Raw genomic sequence first — 14,942 nt, forward strand, 5'->3', positions numbered from 1 at the left:
GCCCGGTCAATGCCTGCACCCGCACTGCGCGGCGAGACATGACGCGGCAATCGCTGCGGCGTCTAGACACCGTGCGGGGACGCGCAGCGCATTCATAGCATGGCGCTCAATGCCCAGAAAGAGTTGATGCAACTCAAGCCTGCGCGCAATCAAATTTCATCCGACTTCCTGAAAGTCTGCCTGCGGTTGCGCAATCCAGGCGATCCGTATCCCATGCGCTTGACGGGGATCAATTGGCGATCGGTGTTCGCCTCTATGCTGGGTCGAGCATGTGAATTTGATTCAGAGGACAGCAAAGCGCACCAGCCATCACAAGGGAGTTTCATGCTGCTCACTTTCACCGGCCGCCGCACCTGCTTGCGCAGTCGATGCATCGGCATACTGTTGGCCGGCCTATCCTGGCTGGCATTCACATTTGGTGTGCACGCGCAGACGCCGCCTCAACGGGTTCCCATACTCGTCTACCACCGCTTCGCCTCCTCCGTGAACGATTCCATGACCGTGCGCGTCTCGACGTTCAATGCACAGTTGCGATTTCTGCGTGAGCGCGGTTATCAGGTGGTACCGCTGCGGCAAGTCGTGAGCTGGTTGACCGATCCTTCCACAAAACTGCCGCCGCGGCCGATTGTCCTGACTGTCGACGACGGCCACCAGTCCGTCTTCAACGAGCTTCTGCCGATTGCGCAGCAGGAGCATCTGCCAATCACGCTCTTCATCTACCCTTCTGCGATTTCGAACGCTTCGTATGCGCTCACGTGGGATCAGGTGCGCAAGCTTAAGCAGACCGGTCTATTCGACGTCCAGTCGCACACATACTGGCATCCCAATTTCAATATCGAACGGCGCCATCGCTCGGCCGCCGACTTCCAGCATTTCGTGCGGTCACAGCTCGACCTGTCGCGGCAGCGCATCGAAGCGGAGGTCGGCGGCCGGGTCGACCTGCTGGCCTGGCCATTCGGCATTTGCGACGACGAACTGATGGCTCTGGCTGCCGGAGAGGGCTATATAGCCGCTTTTTCACTGGAACCGGGCAGCGTTTATCGGCACTCGCGCATGCTCGCGTTGCCGCGCTTCCTGATGGTCGATTCTTACGGTGTCACAGGTCTCGCGCATCTGCTCGGCGAGCCGTCGCCACAGCCCGGATTGAGCTCGGATAGCGGTGGCGACCGATAATGCGCACACTTCCCTTCCTGCGCCATGTCGCTGTCGCGCTGACCATTCTGTCGACGGGCGTGACGGCCGGCGCCGCAACGGGCATCGTGATCGACGCGGCCACCGCCAAACCCGTAGCGCACGCGCTCGTTACAACGACTGCCGGCGTACAGCAAGCCGATGTCGACGGGCAGTTCGAGTTCGACTCGTCCGTCTCCAGCGTCGGCGCCCGGGCGCCCGGCTATCTGCGCACGCAAGCCGATGTGACCGGCGAGACGCCGTTGACGCTCAAGCTCACGCCGTTTCGCCCCAAAGCCGTGTACCTGTCGGTATATGGCGTCGCAAGCCCGACGTTGCGCGAGGAGGCGCTCGCGCTTACGCAAACCACGCCGATCAACGCACTGGTGATCGACGTCAAGGGCGACCGTGGTCTCACGCCTTATCACAGCGCCGCCCGCGACGCGGCCGGCGCTTCGGCGCGGCTACCTCGCCGCGAGCCATTGGTGCGGGACTTCCCGGCACTTCTCGCCGAGTTTCATCGCCGGCATCTTTACCTGATTGCACGGATCGTCGTGTTCAAGGACGACCCGCTTGCCGATGCTCATCCGGCCTGGACCGTGCGCGATGCGGGCGGTCAACCGTGGCGCGACCGCGAGCATTTGCAGTGGCTCGATCCTTTTTCGCGCGAGGTGTGGCAGCACAATCTCGACGTCGCTGAGGAAGCCGCAAAAATGGGCTTCGACGAAATCCAGTTCGACTATGTCCGCTTTCCCGATGCAAGCGGCCTTCACTTCTCTCAAGCCAACACGCGAGTCAATCGCACAGCGGCGATCGTAGGTTTTTTGCAGGCGGCACGAGCGCGCCTCGCGCCCTACAACGTCTTTGTCGCGGCGGATATCTTCGGCTACGTCTGCTGGAACCTGGACGACACCGCGATCGGGCAACAGATCGAGCTGCTCGGCGCACCGCTCGACTACATCTCGCCGATGCTATATCCCTCCGGCTTCACGTGGGGACTGCCGGGCTGTACCAATCCAGTAACGGATCCCGGCCAGATTGTGCGCCGCTCGCTTGCCGAGGCAGTGCGGCGCACGCACTTGCCAGGCGTGCGGTTTCGCCCATGGTTGCAGGCATTCCGCGACTATGCGTTCGACCACCGGGAATTCGACGCCGCGCAAATCCGCGCGCAGACCGCTGCCGCTGATGCCGTCGGCAGCGACGGATGGATGCTATGGAACCCGCGCAATCGCTACGACCCTGCAGATCTTCCGCAATGAGAGGCCGGCCACTGCGGGCCATCGTGCATGTGGTGGTGGCAATCGCACTGCTGCATCCGGTGGCCGACACGCGGGCCGCACCGCCAGACGCTCGAACACGCGCTGAATTTGCGCGCATCGTCACGGGGCAGATCGAAGCAGGCCGTCTGCCTGGCGCAGTGGTAATAACGGGTGACGCAAACGAAGTTCAATATCGCCAGGCTTTCGGCCGGCGCATGATCGAGCCGCATCAGGAGGCGATGACCGTCGACACGGTGTTCGATCTTGCCTCATTGACCAAAGTAATCGCGACCACGACGGCAATCATGCAGCTGGTCGACGCGGGGCGCATACAACTCGATGCGCCCGTCATGCGCTACTGGCCGGAGTTCGCCGCGCGCGGCAAGCAGGCGGTGACGGTGCGGCAGTTGCTCGCGCATACTTCCGGCCTGCAGGCGGATCTGAAATCGCGGCCTGCCAGCGATGGACGTGTGGGCGTGCTGAACGAGATCGCGCAGCAGCGGCTATACGCAGCGCCTGGTGAGCGTGTGATTTACAGCGATCTGAACTTCGCTGTGCTCGGCGAGCTTGTCGAACGAATAACGCATCAGCCGCTTGATATATATTGCGCCGAGCACATCTTCGTTCCACTCGGCATGCGGGACACCGGCTTCCGTCCCGACCCGGAACACGCGGCGCGCAGCGCCGCCACCACGGCGGGCCGCCGCGGTAAAGTGCATGATCCGCTGGCCACGTGGATGCAGGGCGTCGCCGGCAACGCGGGGCTCTTTTCAACGGCCGGGGATCTCGCCCGTTTCGCCCAGATGCTGCTCAATGGCGGCCTCAGTACGGCAACGCCGCCGGTACGCATTCTCTCTGCGTCGACTATCGCCACATTGGCGGTTGCCGCGTCACCGTTATCGGCCACGCCCTGGCGCGGTCTTGGCTGGGCGCTGACGAGTCCGCTAGTGTCGGACCGCGACCGGCTACCACCTGTGGGCGCGATTGAACATACCGGCTACACCGGCACCGGAATCTGGGTGGATTTCATCACGCGCCGTTTCGCCGTGATTCTCACGAACCGCGTTCACCCAGACGACAAAGGCGACGCGGGGCCACTGCGCGCGCAGATCATCGCCGTGATGGCCAGTCAGGCGCCCCCACTCACACCGGCCGACATTCGTGCAGTGTTACCCGCCGCCGCACCCGCCATAGCCGCCGCAAGTCAGTTGCCGACTGCCACGGGGCCTGTGAAAAGTGGCCTCGACGTGCTCGAGGACCGGCAGTTCGCACCCCTGACCGGCCTACGCATCGGTCTTGTGACTAACCGTACGGGCTTCGACGCGACAGGCAGGCGCACAATCGACGTGCTCGCTCGCGCACCAGGGGTGACACTCGCGGCCCTTTTCTCGCCGGAGCACGGCCTGAACTCCGACGTTGACGAACCCATCGGCGATTCACTCGATCCGGCGACCGGCCTGGTTGTGCACAGTCTCTACGGCAGCATGCGCTCTTTCCCCGCAGCTTCACTTGAAGGCATCGACGCGCTTGTCTTCGACATTCAGGATGCGGGCGTGCGCTTTTTCACCTACGAAACCACACTCGGCTACGCGCTCGAAGCCGCGGCCGCTCGAGGCATTCCGCTGTTCGTGCTCGATCGTCCGAATCCTCTGGGCGCAGACCGTTTCGGCGGTCCGGTGCTCGACGAAGGCCATGAATCCTTCACCGGTTACTTTGCGCTCCCGCTTCAGCCAGGACTAACGGTCGGCGAGCTGGCGGCGCTCTTCAATCGCGAGCACCAAGTCGGCGCCGATCTGCGCGTCGTCCTCATGATCAATTATCAGCGCTCGATGCGTTTTGCAGATACGGGATTAGGTTGGGTGCCACTGTCGCCCAATCTGCGGACACTCGCGCAAGTTGACCGATATCCGGAAGTCGCGATGATCGAAGCCGCCAATGTCAGCGTAGGCCGCGGCACGCCCATGCCGTTCGAAGTGGTCGGCGCGCCATGGATCAACGCAGCGGAGCTTGCGACCGCACTGAATGCGCTCCACCTGGGGGCACGTTTCGAAGCCGTCGACTTCGTGCCAACCGAGTCGACGTGGCGCGGCCGCTTATGCCACGGTGTGCGGATCGTGCGTGACGCGAACGCTTCGGCAGCGGGCGTCGGACGTCTGGGTCTCGGTCTGGCCGTAGCACTGCACGCGCTTTACCCCGGGCGCTTCGATGTAGACGCCACACGCGATGCAATCGGTTCGGGCGCAGTGTGGCAGGCACTGCGCGATGGGGCAAGCCTCGATCAGATCGAGCGTATCGCGACGGCTGAGAATAACGCCTTCGCACCGTTGCGGGAAAAGTATTTGCGCTATTGACTGCCAGAAGTCCGGCCCGCTTTGGATTGGCACCACAAGAACCGCGGGGGGTGAATCGCTACCGTGGCACAGTCGTGACAATCATATTGAACAGCTTATCCAAATCTTCTTCAAGCTTGACTCCGTCAAACGGGTCGCGGTTCGCACCGAACGCAGCGTCGAGTTCGTCCCAGTCATCTTTCGTGAGAAATCGCCGGGCAGCGGGCAAGATCAGATCTTCCTCCATTCGCCTGTGATCAGACGAGAAATTTGCGTACTCATCCACCAGACACTTGAGCGACGCGCACGTAGTGCCTCCGCCCAACTCGTAACGAGTCAGCGCGTGTTCCAGTTTCCGTACCTGTATATCACCCTGAACATGTTGGCCTTCGAGTTTGTCGATGACCTCATCGAGTTCATGCGTACGTTCCCGCAACCGGACAAAAAGGAACCGATCCTCTTTCGGATGATGAACCTGCTGCGGATATTCGCGGATGTAATAAAGCATGGCTCGGAGTATGACGAGGTCCTGTGTACCACTCCCTATTTCCAGCGTGCTGACGAACTCCTGCATTCCCCGGTTCACAGTCGCCAACTGCTCATGCTCTCTCAGAATCACCTCAACGGCGCCTCGCCGCCCCCATGCAGACATTTCAATCTCCTCTGCTGTAGATACCCGACGAGAAAGCAATCAAACAATTGAAGCGCGGCTCGTTGCCCAGCGTCAGGCAGACCACGCGCCGATTAATGCGGGAGTAGATCACATGCAATGCGTTGGTTCGCAACTGCGCAACCAATCGCAACGTAGTTGCCCAATGTGGAGCATTCTGTCTCATACGTCTCCATGTACTTCGCTTATGATTTCGTAGCCGTCTTCAACCACTCTCCAGTTGCTTACGCCGTACGCATGTTCAAACTCGTCAATTGTCCGTCTCACCTCGACAACACCAGTGACAACAGGGTCCCAGGACGGCAACCAGAGCGGCGACTCTACAGGGGAGTAACCATTGGATTGCCCGTTCAGGCGTGCACAGACAAGATGGGGCCGACCAAAGTGTCCCGCCTCATCATTTCGCGTGTTCTTGCGAGATCATCGCCGACCATCACCTCTTGCGTTCATTGGGCAGCTGCTCGGCAACTCAGGTCTCTCCATATCCCTCAGTCAGCAACAACGACGCGACTTCAACAAGTCATGAACGTACAGCGACGGGAACAGCCGGTTCCAGTAGATATTCACCGGCTTCAATTTGCCTAGTAGCCTGACGCAGGCGGCGACCGTAAGAAGCCGTTGGGCCGCCACCTATGGCTACCGCAACGTTCACCGCGTCGAAAAGTTCGCTGCTCGTTGCGCCTGCACTTATGGCATCCGCCACATGATGGGCGATACATGTGTCCTCGCGAAGTGCGATCGCGATACCGAGTGCGATGAGTTTCTGCAACTTCAAGGGCTCTGCGCCGGATGCAAGCGCCCGTTCGAGTGAGTCGATATTCATCGCGATACTCCTCCTGCGACTTGCCTGCGGGAATAGTGCTCCGCCTGGCGTACATTGCCGGTCTCGCATAATCAGCGGCGATTGCCATATCTGACTATCTCCGCGCTCATCCGCTGCGGTCCGCCTACTGCCAAATAGTTGAGGGCATAAGCGGCGAAACTGTCCTTCCATCTCAGAGTAGATCAGACAGATACCGCGACATTGAGGTACATCAATAATCCTCTAGCGCGTGAAAGCGTCCTTCAACGCGCCCAACCGATGCACATATGCAATCGAGTTATTGAGCCGAGACGCCTTTAGTTCGTGCGCAGCAGAGCCGTCTACGTCGTCGATCGTGCTGTTCGATTTACCGGGGATACAAGCTGATCTGCCCCTGGGACTCCATGCGCCCGCCTGGGTGATGCAAGCGACAGTTCAGCGGCGCTAGTCAAGTATGGGCATTTTTGCCCCGCTTGGGGCGCCTGAAGCGGAGCCTGTGCTCGCTAAGTGCAACGCTCCAGTCGATCCGCACCACGACGAAGACGAGGGACAGGAGTGCCAACTGGGTGAGAACGAAGTAGGCTCCCAGGTATCCTCCATCGAGATCCAGTTCCGGGTCCAGATACGAGTGTGCGACCTGTGCGAAATGTGTCCAGACCGCGTAGCTCGCGAGGCGTCCGAAGAAGAAAGGCACGCCGATTAACCACAGTCTTAGCCTCGTAAGCCCGTATGCGATGAACAGATAGTTCGATGGAAATGGACTGAATGCATACAGCAGCAGCGCACCGGCAGTCACCGCTTTCCTCTTTTCCAGCCAGACCTTCACGACATCAATGTTTTGCCGGTCGGCCTCACGCATTAGATGACCGCGTACGAGCCATGTGGAACATCGCGCAAGAATCAGACGCCCCATCGTGGCCGCACAGGCGGCAATTACGGCAAGCAGCAAGGGGTTCTGATCTGGCTGGTTGAATCCTATCCACGACATCGCCATCCACGTGGGAGGGGCGAAGGCCGGAATGACGTTGAGCAGCAAAATGGCTGCGAAGAGTAGCGCCATCATGATCACAGAAACATCTCCGGTTTTCCTTCTATCTGCGGCTTCAGGCGCTTAGCAACGCGACCAGTCCGAACAGCCGCGCCAGGGCGGGTACGGTCATGAGAAGCAGAAGCCCCGTGCCAACGACACCTAGTACAACCCAGAGGTAGCGATTCCGCTGTCGTGCGCGTGCATAGGCCCGCGGCTGAGGAAGTAAGCGGATCACGAAGATCAAAGCCACATTACACGCCACGAGCGCCATGAACGACACTGTGCGTGAGAAAGTAAGGTCGTAGCTGAGGCTCAGCAAGGCTGCATACAGACCGAGCATCAGCATGGCGGCTAACGCGCCCGCCATTGCCGCTTTTCCCAATGTGCTGTTCGACAGAAGACGCGCGCCGGCACGGCGCGGTGGCATATGCATCAGGTTCTCGCGTTCCGGCTCGTTCTCGAACACGATCGAGCAGACGGGGTTGATAATCAGCTCGAGAAAGACGATATGAACGGGCGCGAGCAACGGAGGCCAGCCGACGAAAACCGGAATCATGGCTGCGGCGATCATCGGAATATGAACAGCGACCGTATAGCTGATTGCCTGCAGGAGATTGACGTAAATATGTCTTCCTAGTCGGATCGCCGACACGATCGGCGCGAAGTCGTCACGCAGCAAGACCAGCGATGCCACCTCGCGCGCGACTTCGGCGCCGCGCAGTCCCATCGCAATGCCGATGTGCGCCGCCTTAAGCGCGGGCGCGTCGTTTACACCGTCGCCCGTCATCGCCACCACCTGATCACTTTCCCTGAACGCATTGACGAGCCGCAATTTTTGCTCTGGCTTGACACGTGCAAACACGTCCACGTTCGTTATGGCCTCGCGAAGCCGCGCGTCATTCATCGCAGCCACTTCCTGGCCAGTCACGATCCGCGTGCCGTCGATACCGACTTCAGTCGCAATAGCCCGCGCCGTCGACGGATAATCGCCGGTAATCATCACCACACGGATGCCGGCGGCCTGGCATGCGGCGATAGCGCCCGCGGCCTCTGGCCGGACCGGATCCAGCAACCCGGCCAGCCCTACGAAAGAGAACTCGAAGTCGTGCTGCTTTTCCGGCCAGCCGGAATGTGAGTGCCGTGCCTTGGCCACCCCAAGCACCCGCAGTCCACCCGACGCCATTTGCGCCGCCTCATCAAGAACAGTCTGCGTATCCCGTTCGTCCAGACGACACAAGGCACAGACCGCTTCTGGCGCGCCCTTGCAGGCCACGGCGTGATGATCGAGTTCAGGCGCGTGCCATGCGTGGGACATGGCCGGCAATTCCGGTGTCAGCGCGTATTCATGAACCAGGGACCAGTCGTCGTGGAGCCGTCCGGTGCCGGCGAGTTCAACCCGGCCTGTTTCGTGAAATGCCCGCTCCATTGGATCGATCGGTTCGATTTCGCTGGCGAGCACCAGATACTCGATGAGTTCGTGATACGCCTCGTCGATCCGTTGCGTCGTCGGATCGATGACCTGCCGTTTTCCTTGCGCAGACAGCACGCGCACGGACATGCGGTTTTGCGTCAATGTGCCCGTCTTGTCGACGCACAGCACCGAGGTCTGGCCGAGCGTTTCGATGGCGCTCATACGGCGTGTCAGCACGCCTTCACTGGCGATTCGGCGAGCCCCAAGTGCCATGAAAACGGTCAGTATCACCGGAATCTCTTCGGGAAGAATCCCCATGGCCAGCGTGATTCCCGCGAGCACGCCCGGAAGCCATTCCCCGGAGCGCAAGCGATAGGCCACGACGAGCAGCAGACACAGTATGATCGCGGCCAACGTAAAGCGATTGACGAAGGTTCTCGTTTCCAGTTGCAGCGGCGAGCGGGCTTCCGTAATGCCGGTCAACGACTTGCCAATGCGACCAAGCTTCGTATTCGCCCCCGTCGCCGTCACGATCATCTGCCCCTGACCCTGCACCACCATCGACCCGAAAATAAGCTGTCCGCCAGGATCCTCCTCTGCACGTGCATCGGCTCGTGCCACGGACTTGCTCACCGAAACGGACTCGCCTGTCAGTAGCGACTCGTCTACGCTCAGTTCGTGAGCCTCCGTCACTGAACCGTCGGCCGGCACACGCGCGCCTTCCCGGACGAAAACCAGGTCGCCCGGCACCAGTTCGGCGGCGGCAACGAGTTGCCGCTGCCCGTCCCGCAGTACTTGCGCACGGGGCGCGGACAGCTCGCGAAGAGAGTCGAGCACCCGCGCCGTACGATGGCTTTGAAAGACCGTCAGAAAGACAATTGCGGCGACAAACGCGAGAAGCGCGAGCGCCTCCGACACATCTCCAAGCAGAAAATAGATGCCGGTTGCGCCGAGGAGTAGAAGAAACATGGGCTCACGGAGCCCCTCTCCCAGCGTTTGCCACCAGGTGCGGCGAACCTTTGAGTCCACGATGTTTCGACCGAAGCGGGCGCGCGACTCCTCCACCTGCCGGCTCGACAGTCCACGCTTCCTCTCGGCGTGCGCGAGCGGCGGTGCCGATCCGATGTGGCCAGAGCTTATGTCCGGAACGGATTGAACGGAACTCGTCTGCATTGTGGCGCCGATCAGTAAGCAGATTGAGTAACGGAATGGGACGCTTAGGAACGCTTATGGACGAGCCGCATTCGGACAGCTTCTACAGATGCGCAGGACTCCGTGACGATCCGGATCTTCCCAGTAGAAACGTAAATCGGCGCCACCATGTGCGGGCACCTGGATCTTTCTGGTTTCCGTGACGTGACGCGTTTGCGCTCCAATCTGGTAGCGCCCTGCCGGTAGCCGGACAAACAGGAACGGGCCCTCTGTACGAACGGACAGGACGGGTCGCCCGGCGCCCGACGTGATCGTTACGTCGATGTCGGACAGATAGTTGCCTGTCTTCGACGCGAACGTCATGCGAAGGTTGTAGCTCGACGCTGCGGCGCGAAATGCCTGAACTTCGTCTTCGCCCACACCGCCGGTTATGTAGGAGACGCCGTTTTTCGAAGCAGGTTGCGGTACCGATTGTGCGAGCGCAGGACTGTTTGCACAGATGCAGACAAGGAAAAGTAGAAACAGGGAAAGAAGCTGGGAAAGACGGGCGTTCCTGAACATGGCAATTCTCGATATGTGAACTTTCGGCAAAGCAGGCGACCGAAGCTGTGGTTTTTTGGCGCCTCGACCAGGCGCGGTCAAACCGCTGCCGCCAGATGCCCAGCGCGGGCAACGTATCCACTTTCAGAATGACGCCAGGCGAACTCGCAGGCGTTGACGTACATCAAGCAGCGGACTTCCGGGTGAAATAGCCTGAAGTCAGCGATCCTTATTGCGGTGCTGCTCGGCCGAAGATCTGACTGTCGGATACCCGGAGGTGGATGGTGATCAAGCTGATTCCAGGGCGGTGGGGCATCCCGGGTGCACTTCTGATATTTGTGTCCTCCGTTGTCGTAGCCAGGGATCTGGCGACGATCGAAACGCATACCCAGCGATATGGTTCTTACATCGCCATTTCCGCTTACGAAGATCCTCTCGTAAGCGGCGTGACCTGCTACGTATCGGAGTCGCAGTCCGACGGCGCACTGGGAAGCGGACGCGTTACCCATGGGGCAGACCAAACTGCTTCCTGCCATCAGACCGGCAACATCCGCATTGCCGAAACTGTTCCCAAGCAGGCGCAGGTATTCACGGCCGAGTCAGATCCAGCCTTCGACTCGCTCCATATAATCCGGGTACTGGACGCTGAACGTCACTCGCTTGTCTATTTCACGTACAACGAAGACGAGGTTGCGGGTGACTTGCCGGGCCGCATCGACGTAATACGGTTGCCAGCAGGTCCCAGGATGCCCACCAGATAGGCAAATGTTCGCGCCAATCTGGCCGGAACGCCGGGATCACAACTGCTGATCCACGTGGAAGCTGAGCGTGGGCAGTGCCACGCGTGTAGGTCCAGCGCCGACGTTTGCCGGTCATCGCAAGCCCGTTCGGTGCCGGGCCAGTCGCTCATCGCTTGCTCGCAACCGTCGGCCGCCAAGGCCACTATTTCAAGGAAGTTTTTACGCGCATCCGAAGGCATCGATAGTCAAACGCTAACCTGCTTTCGTGCCGCGTCAGTCTCGGCAAGTGAGCAATGCCGGCACCACACCTGTCCCGGCGACTCGATCCCTTCTGCTCGACAGGATCCCGGCGCGCGTGCACATGCAGCGATCATTTGCGCACCGGTGTGTCGCATTTCCGGCACCGCCGCAGGGCATTTTAAGTAAAAGCTAAAGAAGTTTTTTGACCAGTCGATAGCGTGATCAGGGACCTTCTCTCCCGCCGTCGGACCCGCTCGGGTCCGACGCTTCTGCACCGGAGAAACGCAGTGACACGCCTCGCCTACCGCACCCCGCGCGACAGCTTTCCAACCCGGCAACCGCGGCCATGAAACGCAATCTGCTCGTCCACCTGCTCGGACGTCTGCGCGTAGGCCGCAAGCTGCTGCTGATCTATCTGCTCGACCTGAGCGCGGTGGTGTTCATTAGCGGCATTCTGATCCACGAAAAGTACATCGCGATCGACTTCTCCGACAAGGAGTTGGTCGGCAACGCGTATATCGCGGCCGCGCAAGACGCGCTGACCGGTTTCGCACTCGCCGGGGCCGGGCGCCAGCAAAGCGCGGCGCAATTGCAGCAGACCGCCGGCAAGCTCGCCGACGCAGAGCGCAGGTTCGGGGAGCACATGCAAAGTGCGGCACTCAATCAACGGGTACGCGACGCGCTCCTCGCCAGCGCGTCGCCGCATGCGGATGCCGCGACGCTCGACGGTGGACTCGAAGCGACCCGTGCACTGGTGACACGGGTCGGTAACCAGTCGAACCTGATTCTGGACCCCGACCTCGACAGCTACTATGCAATGTCTCTGTCGATTCTGCGCTATCCGGAACTGCTCAGCGACGTCGACCGGATAGGCCGTCATCTCCACGACGCCGGTGCGAAATCGCGCACTGTGCCGATGGGCCGCGACGAGATGCGCACCCGCTACCTGGTACTCGAAGGGCAACTCGATGCGGTTTTACAGGGTCTGCGTTCGGACTACGCGGAGGCCTCGGCCGCGAACGGCACGCTGACCCGCACGATCGGTCCGTCTATAGAACGACTGCTCGCCGCCATCGATTCATATCGGCGCGTGGCCGGCGCAGCGGTCGACGCCGGTGGCGACGTGCCCGAACTCGCGACGCTCGATGCCGCCCAACAGCGCGTGGTGATAAGCGTCAGCGACGCATGGAGCATCACCAGCAGTCAGCTCGAACGGCTGCTGCATGAGCGCGTGCGCGGCCTTTTTGAACGCATGTGGCTGCACCTTGGCACTGCCCTGTTCTTGCTGTGCGCGATCCTGAGCATGGTATATGCGGTCGCCCAGCAAATCTCCCGACCGCTGCGCGAGCTCGCGCGCGTGATGGATACCGTGCGCCGGACCGGCGACCACTCATTGCGTGCAGACTGGCACAGTCAGGATGAGATTGGCCGACTCGTGCGCGGCTTTAACGACATGCTCGCGCAGCTCGGCCGCGAACGCGACATACAGAAGGAGCTCGCGGCAACGGCTCGCGCGTCCGCCGCCCAATACGCGCTGGTGGAGGCGACGCCCGTGCCGATGGTGGTCACGGCGATCCCGGGCCATGAGGTGTTGCATGCGAACCGCCCGGCACTTGCGTGGCTCAACGGCTGCACGGTCGACCCGTGGGGCTACGGGCTCGACTCCGAGGTCCGGGCGCGCTTTTTCCAGCAACTGTCGGACCGCGATGCCGTCGACGAATTCGAGGTGCGCTGGAAAGCCAGCAACGAACCCAGCTGGGCGATGCTGTCGGCGCGAAGACTCGCCTTTCAGGGACGTGATGCGGTATTGACCGCATTCACACCGATCAACCAGATCAAGTCGATGGAGCAGCGCCTCGAATTGTGGGGCAAGGTGTTCGAGGCATCGTCGGAAGCCATTCTGATTCTCGACGCACAGCGACGCCTCGTGACCGCGAACGCGTCGTTCTATCGGGCCACCGGCTATCGCGCCGACGATGTCGCAGGTAAGGAGCCCGCCTTCCTTAGCGGCGCGCACGTGCAGGGCGACCTGCTCGCGGCCGTGATCGATTCGGTGGATCGTCAGAGCGCGTGGCATGGCGAAGCAAACGTGCGGCGGCGCGCGGGGAGCGATTACCCGGCGTGGCTGATGATTAGCGCCGTGCGCGACCGGCGCGCGAGCCTTTCGCACTACATCTGCACGTTGATCGACATCACCGATCGAAAGAAGAGCGAAGCTCGCATTCAGTTCCTCGCCGAACATGACCTCCTGACCGAATTACCGAACCGCGCGCTGTTCATGAAGCGCCTGCGTGCGGTACTCGATCACGCCCGCGTCGCGGATCACCGCGTCGCCGTGCTGTTCATCGATCTGGACCGTTTCAAGCACGTCAACGATTCGCTGGGTCATCACATTGGCGACAGCCTGTTGCGCTCGGTGTCGAGGCGTCTCGTTCGGGCCGTGCGCGCCGACGATACCGTGAGCCGCCTCAGCGGCGACGAGTTCACGATCATCCTCAACGGCGTCAGCGGCGCGGCCGAGGTCGGCCGCACCATCGAGGACCGTCTGCTGCCGCTGATGCGTCAACCGCATGAACTCGATGGCATGGCGCTGCCGGTGTCGTGCAGTGTCGGCGTCGCGCTGTTCCCCGACGATGGCGAGGACATCGAGACGCTGATGCAGAATGCCGATGCCGCCATGTATCAGGCCAAAGGCGCTGGCCGCAACCTCGTCAAGTTCTTCACCCCTGACATGGCCGAACGCGCGCTTCACCGGGCGCAGCTTGAGGCGTCTTTGCGCAACGCGATTGCGATGGACGAGTTCCGGCTGGAGTATCAGCCGTGCATCGACGCCCGCACCGGCGAACTGGTCGCCGTGGAAGGGCTGCTGCGCTGGCACAACCCGCGGCTCGGCAAGGTGTCGCCCGCGGAATTTATTCCGATCGCGGAAGAAAGCCGGCTGATCATCTCGATGGGCGCGTGGGTGATAGAACAAGCGTGCCGCCAGATTGCGGAGTGGAACGACGAAGGCCTCGCCCCGCTACGCGTGTCGATCAACGTGTCCGCGATCCAGTTGCGCGACCCGAACCTGATCGGCATGCTCGCAACCAGTCTCGAGCGCAATCGCGTCGCCCCCGAACGGCTCGAACTCGAGATCACCGAGACGGTGCTGATGGATAGCGCGGAGCATTATGAATCGACGGTGGCCGGCATCCGCAAGCTTGGCATCAAGCTATCGCTCGACGATTTCGGCGTCGGTTACTCGAGCCTCAGCTATCTGAACCGGTTTCCGCTGGATCGCCTCAAGATCGACCGGGCGTTCGTGAAAGACATGCTCGACGCGCCGGCCGATCTCGCGATCATTCGCGCGATCATCGAACTCGGGCACGAACTCGGGTTACGAGTGGTCGCGGAGGGGGTTGAGAGCGAGCATCAGGCGCAGATCCTGCGCAACATCGGTTGCGACGAGTTACAGGGTTTCCTGTTCTCCCCGTCGCTGTCGCCTGCCGATCTGGGTTCGTGGAGCAGCATGCGCATGGTAGCGTGAGCGCGCATGCCCCTGTTTTCTTTTGCGAAGAGGCACTCGAACCTGAGCGGCTCCGGCTCGATTTTGCAGCGC

10 protein-coding genes are annotated in these 14,942 nt (G+C 61.2%); 5 read left to right on the top strand and 5 right to left on the bottom strand.

Annotation, left to right across the window (positions count from 1 at the left end; translation table 11 throughout):
- Positions 1 to 99 precede the first annotated feature (99 nt).
- Genes BPHYT_RS27835 through BPHYT_RS27845 form a run of 3 tightly spaced genes read left to right on the top strand, consistent with a single transcriptional unit; the run spans position 100 to position 4,780 of the window.
- A complete protein-coding gene (locus tag BPHYT_RS27835) occupies positions 100 to 1,173 on the top strand; it encodes a polysaccharide deacetylase family protein (protein ID WP_012427463.1) in 1,074 nt (357 codons plus the stop codon).
- Positions 1,173 to 2,429, top strand: a complete 1,257-nt coding sequence (locus tag BPHYT_RS27840) for a putative glycoside hydrolase (RefSeq protein ID WP_012427464.1) — start codon at positions 1,173 to 1,175, stop codon at positions 2,427 to 2,429. The genes BPHYT_RS27835 and BPHYT_RS27840 overlap by 1 nt, the downstream gene beginning before the upstream one ends.
- The gene (locus BPHYT_RS27845) at positions 2,426 to 4,780 is read left to right on the top strand and encodes a serine hydrolase (RefSeq protein WP_012427465.1); all 2,355 of its coding nucleotides are present in this window, start codon (positions 2,426 to 2,428) and stop codon (positions 4,778 to 4,780) included. The genes BPHYT_RS27840 and BPHYT_RS27845 overlap by 4 nt, the downstream gene beginning before the upstream one ends.
- A gap of 58 nt (positions 4,781 to 4,838) precedes the next feature.
- Here the strand turns inward: BPHYT_RS27845 and BPHYT_RS27850 are convergent, their stop codons facing one another.
- The 5 genes from BPHYT_RS27850 to BPHYT_RS27870 form a co-directional block, all read right to left on the bottom strand.
- Positions 4,839 to 5,411, bottom strand: coding sequence for a hemerythrin domain-containing protein (locus BPHYT_RS27850; RefSeq protein WP_012427466.1), 573 nt, complete (start codon positions 5,409 to 5,411; stop codon positions 4,839 to 4,841).
- A gap of 538 nt (positions 5,412 to 5,949) precedes the next feature.
- A complete protein-coding gene (locus BPHYT_RS38810; RefSeq protein ID WP_049869317.1) occupies positions 5,950 to 6,252 on the bottom strand; it encodes a carboxymuconolactone decarboxylase family protein in 303 nt (100 codons plus the stop codon).
- 427 nt (positions 6,253 to 6,679) lie between these two features.
- On the bottom strand, positions 6,680 to 7,300 hold the full coding sequence (locus BPHYT_RS27860) for a hypothetical protein (protein WP_012427469.1): 621 nt from the start codon (positions 7,298 to 7,300) through the stop codon (positions 6,680 to 6,682).
- A 34-nt stretch (positions 7,301 to 7,334) separates the two neighbouring features.
- A complete protein-coding gene (locus BPHYT_RS27865; RefSeq protein WP_012427470.1) occupies positions 7,335 to 9,845 on the bottom strand; it encodes a cation-translocating P-type ATPase in 2,511 nt (836 codons plus the stop codon).
- Between the two features lie 54 nt (positions 9,846 to 9,899).
- Positions 9,900 to 10,385 carry a hypothetical protein gene (locus BPHYT_RS27870; RefSeq protein WP_012427471.1) on the bottom strand — a complete coding sequence of 162 codons (486 nt, stop codon included), beginning with the start codon at positions 10,383 to 10,385 and terminating at the stop codon, positions 9,900 to 9,902.
- Positions 10,386 to 10,645: 260 nt separating this feature from the next.
- Between BPHYT_RS27870 and BPHYT_RS27875 the strand changes: the two genes are divergently transcribed.
- Both BPHYT_RS27875 and BPHYT_RS27880 read left to right on the top strand, forming a co-directional pair.
- On the top strand, positions 10,646 to 11,125 hold the full coding sequence (locus BPHYT_RS27875) for a CreA family protein (RefSeq protein ID WP_012427472.1): 480 nt from the start codon (positions 10,646 to 10,648) through the stop codon (positions 11,123 to 11,125).
- Between the two features lie 565 nt (positions 11,126 to 11,690).
- On the top strand, positions 11,691 to 14,870 hold the full coding sequence (locus tag BPHYT_RS27880) for an EAL domain-containing protein (protein ID WP_012427473.1): 3,180 nt from the start codon (positions 11,691 to 11,693) through the stop codon (positions 14,868 to 14,870).
- The last annotated feature ends 72 nt before the right edge of the window (positions 14,871 to 14,942 follow it).

It is taken from the genome of Paraburkholderia phytofirmans PsJN, from assembly GCF_000020125.1.
Taxonomy (GTDB): Bacteria; Pseudomonadota; Gammaproteobacteria; order Burkholderiales; family Burkholderiaceae; genus Paraburkholderia; species Paraburkholderia phytofirmans.

Coding starts and splice junctions, on each gene's coding strand:
- BPHYT_RS27845 (WP_012427465.1), top strand. CDS start 2,426: ATGAGAGGCCGGCCACTGCGGGCCATCGTGCATGTGGTGGTGGCAATC.
- BPHYT_RS27840 (WP_012427464.1), top strand. CDS start 1,173: ATGCGCACACTTCCCTTCCTGCGCCATGTCGCTGTCGCGCTGACCATT.
- BPHYT_RS38810 (WP_049869317.1), bottom strand. CDS start 6,252: ATGAATATCGACTCACTCGAACGGGCGCTTGCATCCGGCGCAGAGCCC.
- BPHYT_RS27880 (WP_012427473.1), top strand. CDS start 11,691: ATGAAACGCAATCTGCTCGTCCACCTGCTCGGACGTCTGCGCGTAGGC.
- BPHYT_RS27870 (WP_012427471.1), bottom strand. CDS start 10,385: ATGTTCAGGAACGCCCGTCTTTCCCAGCTTCTTTCCCTGTTTCTACTT.
- BPHYT_RS27865 (WP_012427470.1), bottom strand. CDS start 9,845: ATGCAGACGAGTTCCGTTCAATCCGTTCCGGACATAAGCTCTGGCCAC.
- BPHYT_RS27850 (WP_012427466.1), bottom strand. CDS start 5,411: ATGTCTGCATGGGGGCGGCGAGGCGCCGTTGAGGTGATTCTGAGAGAG.
- BPHYT_RS27835 (WP_012427463.1), top strand. CDS start 100: ATGGCGCTCAATGCCCAGAAAGAGTTGATGCAACTCAAGCCTGCGCGC.
- BPHYT_RS27875 (WP_012427472.1), top strand. CDS start 10,646: ATGGTGATCAAGCTGATTCCAGGGCGGTGGGGCATCCCGGGTGCACTT.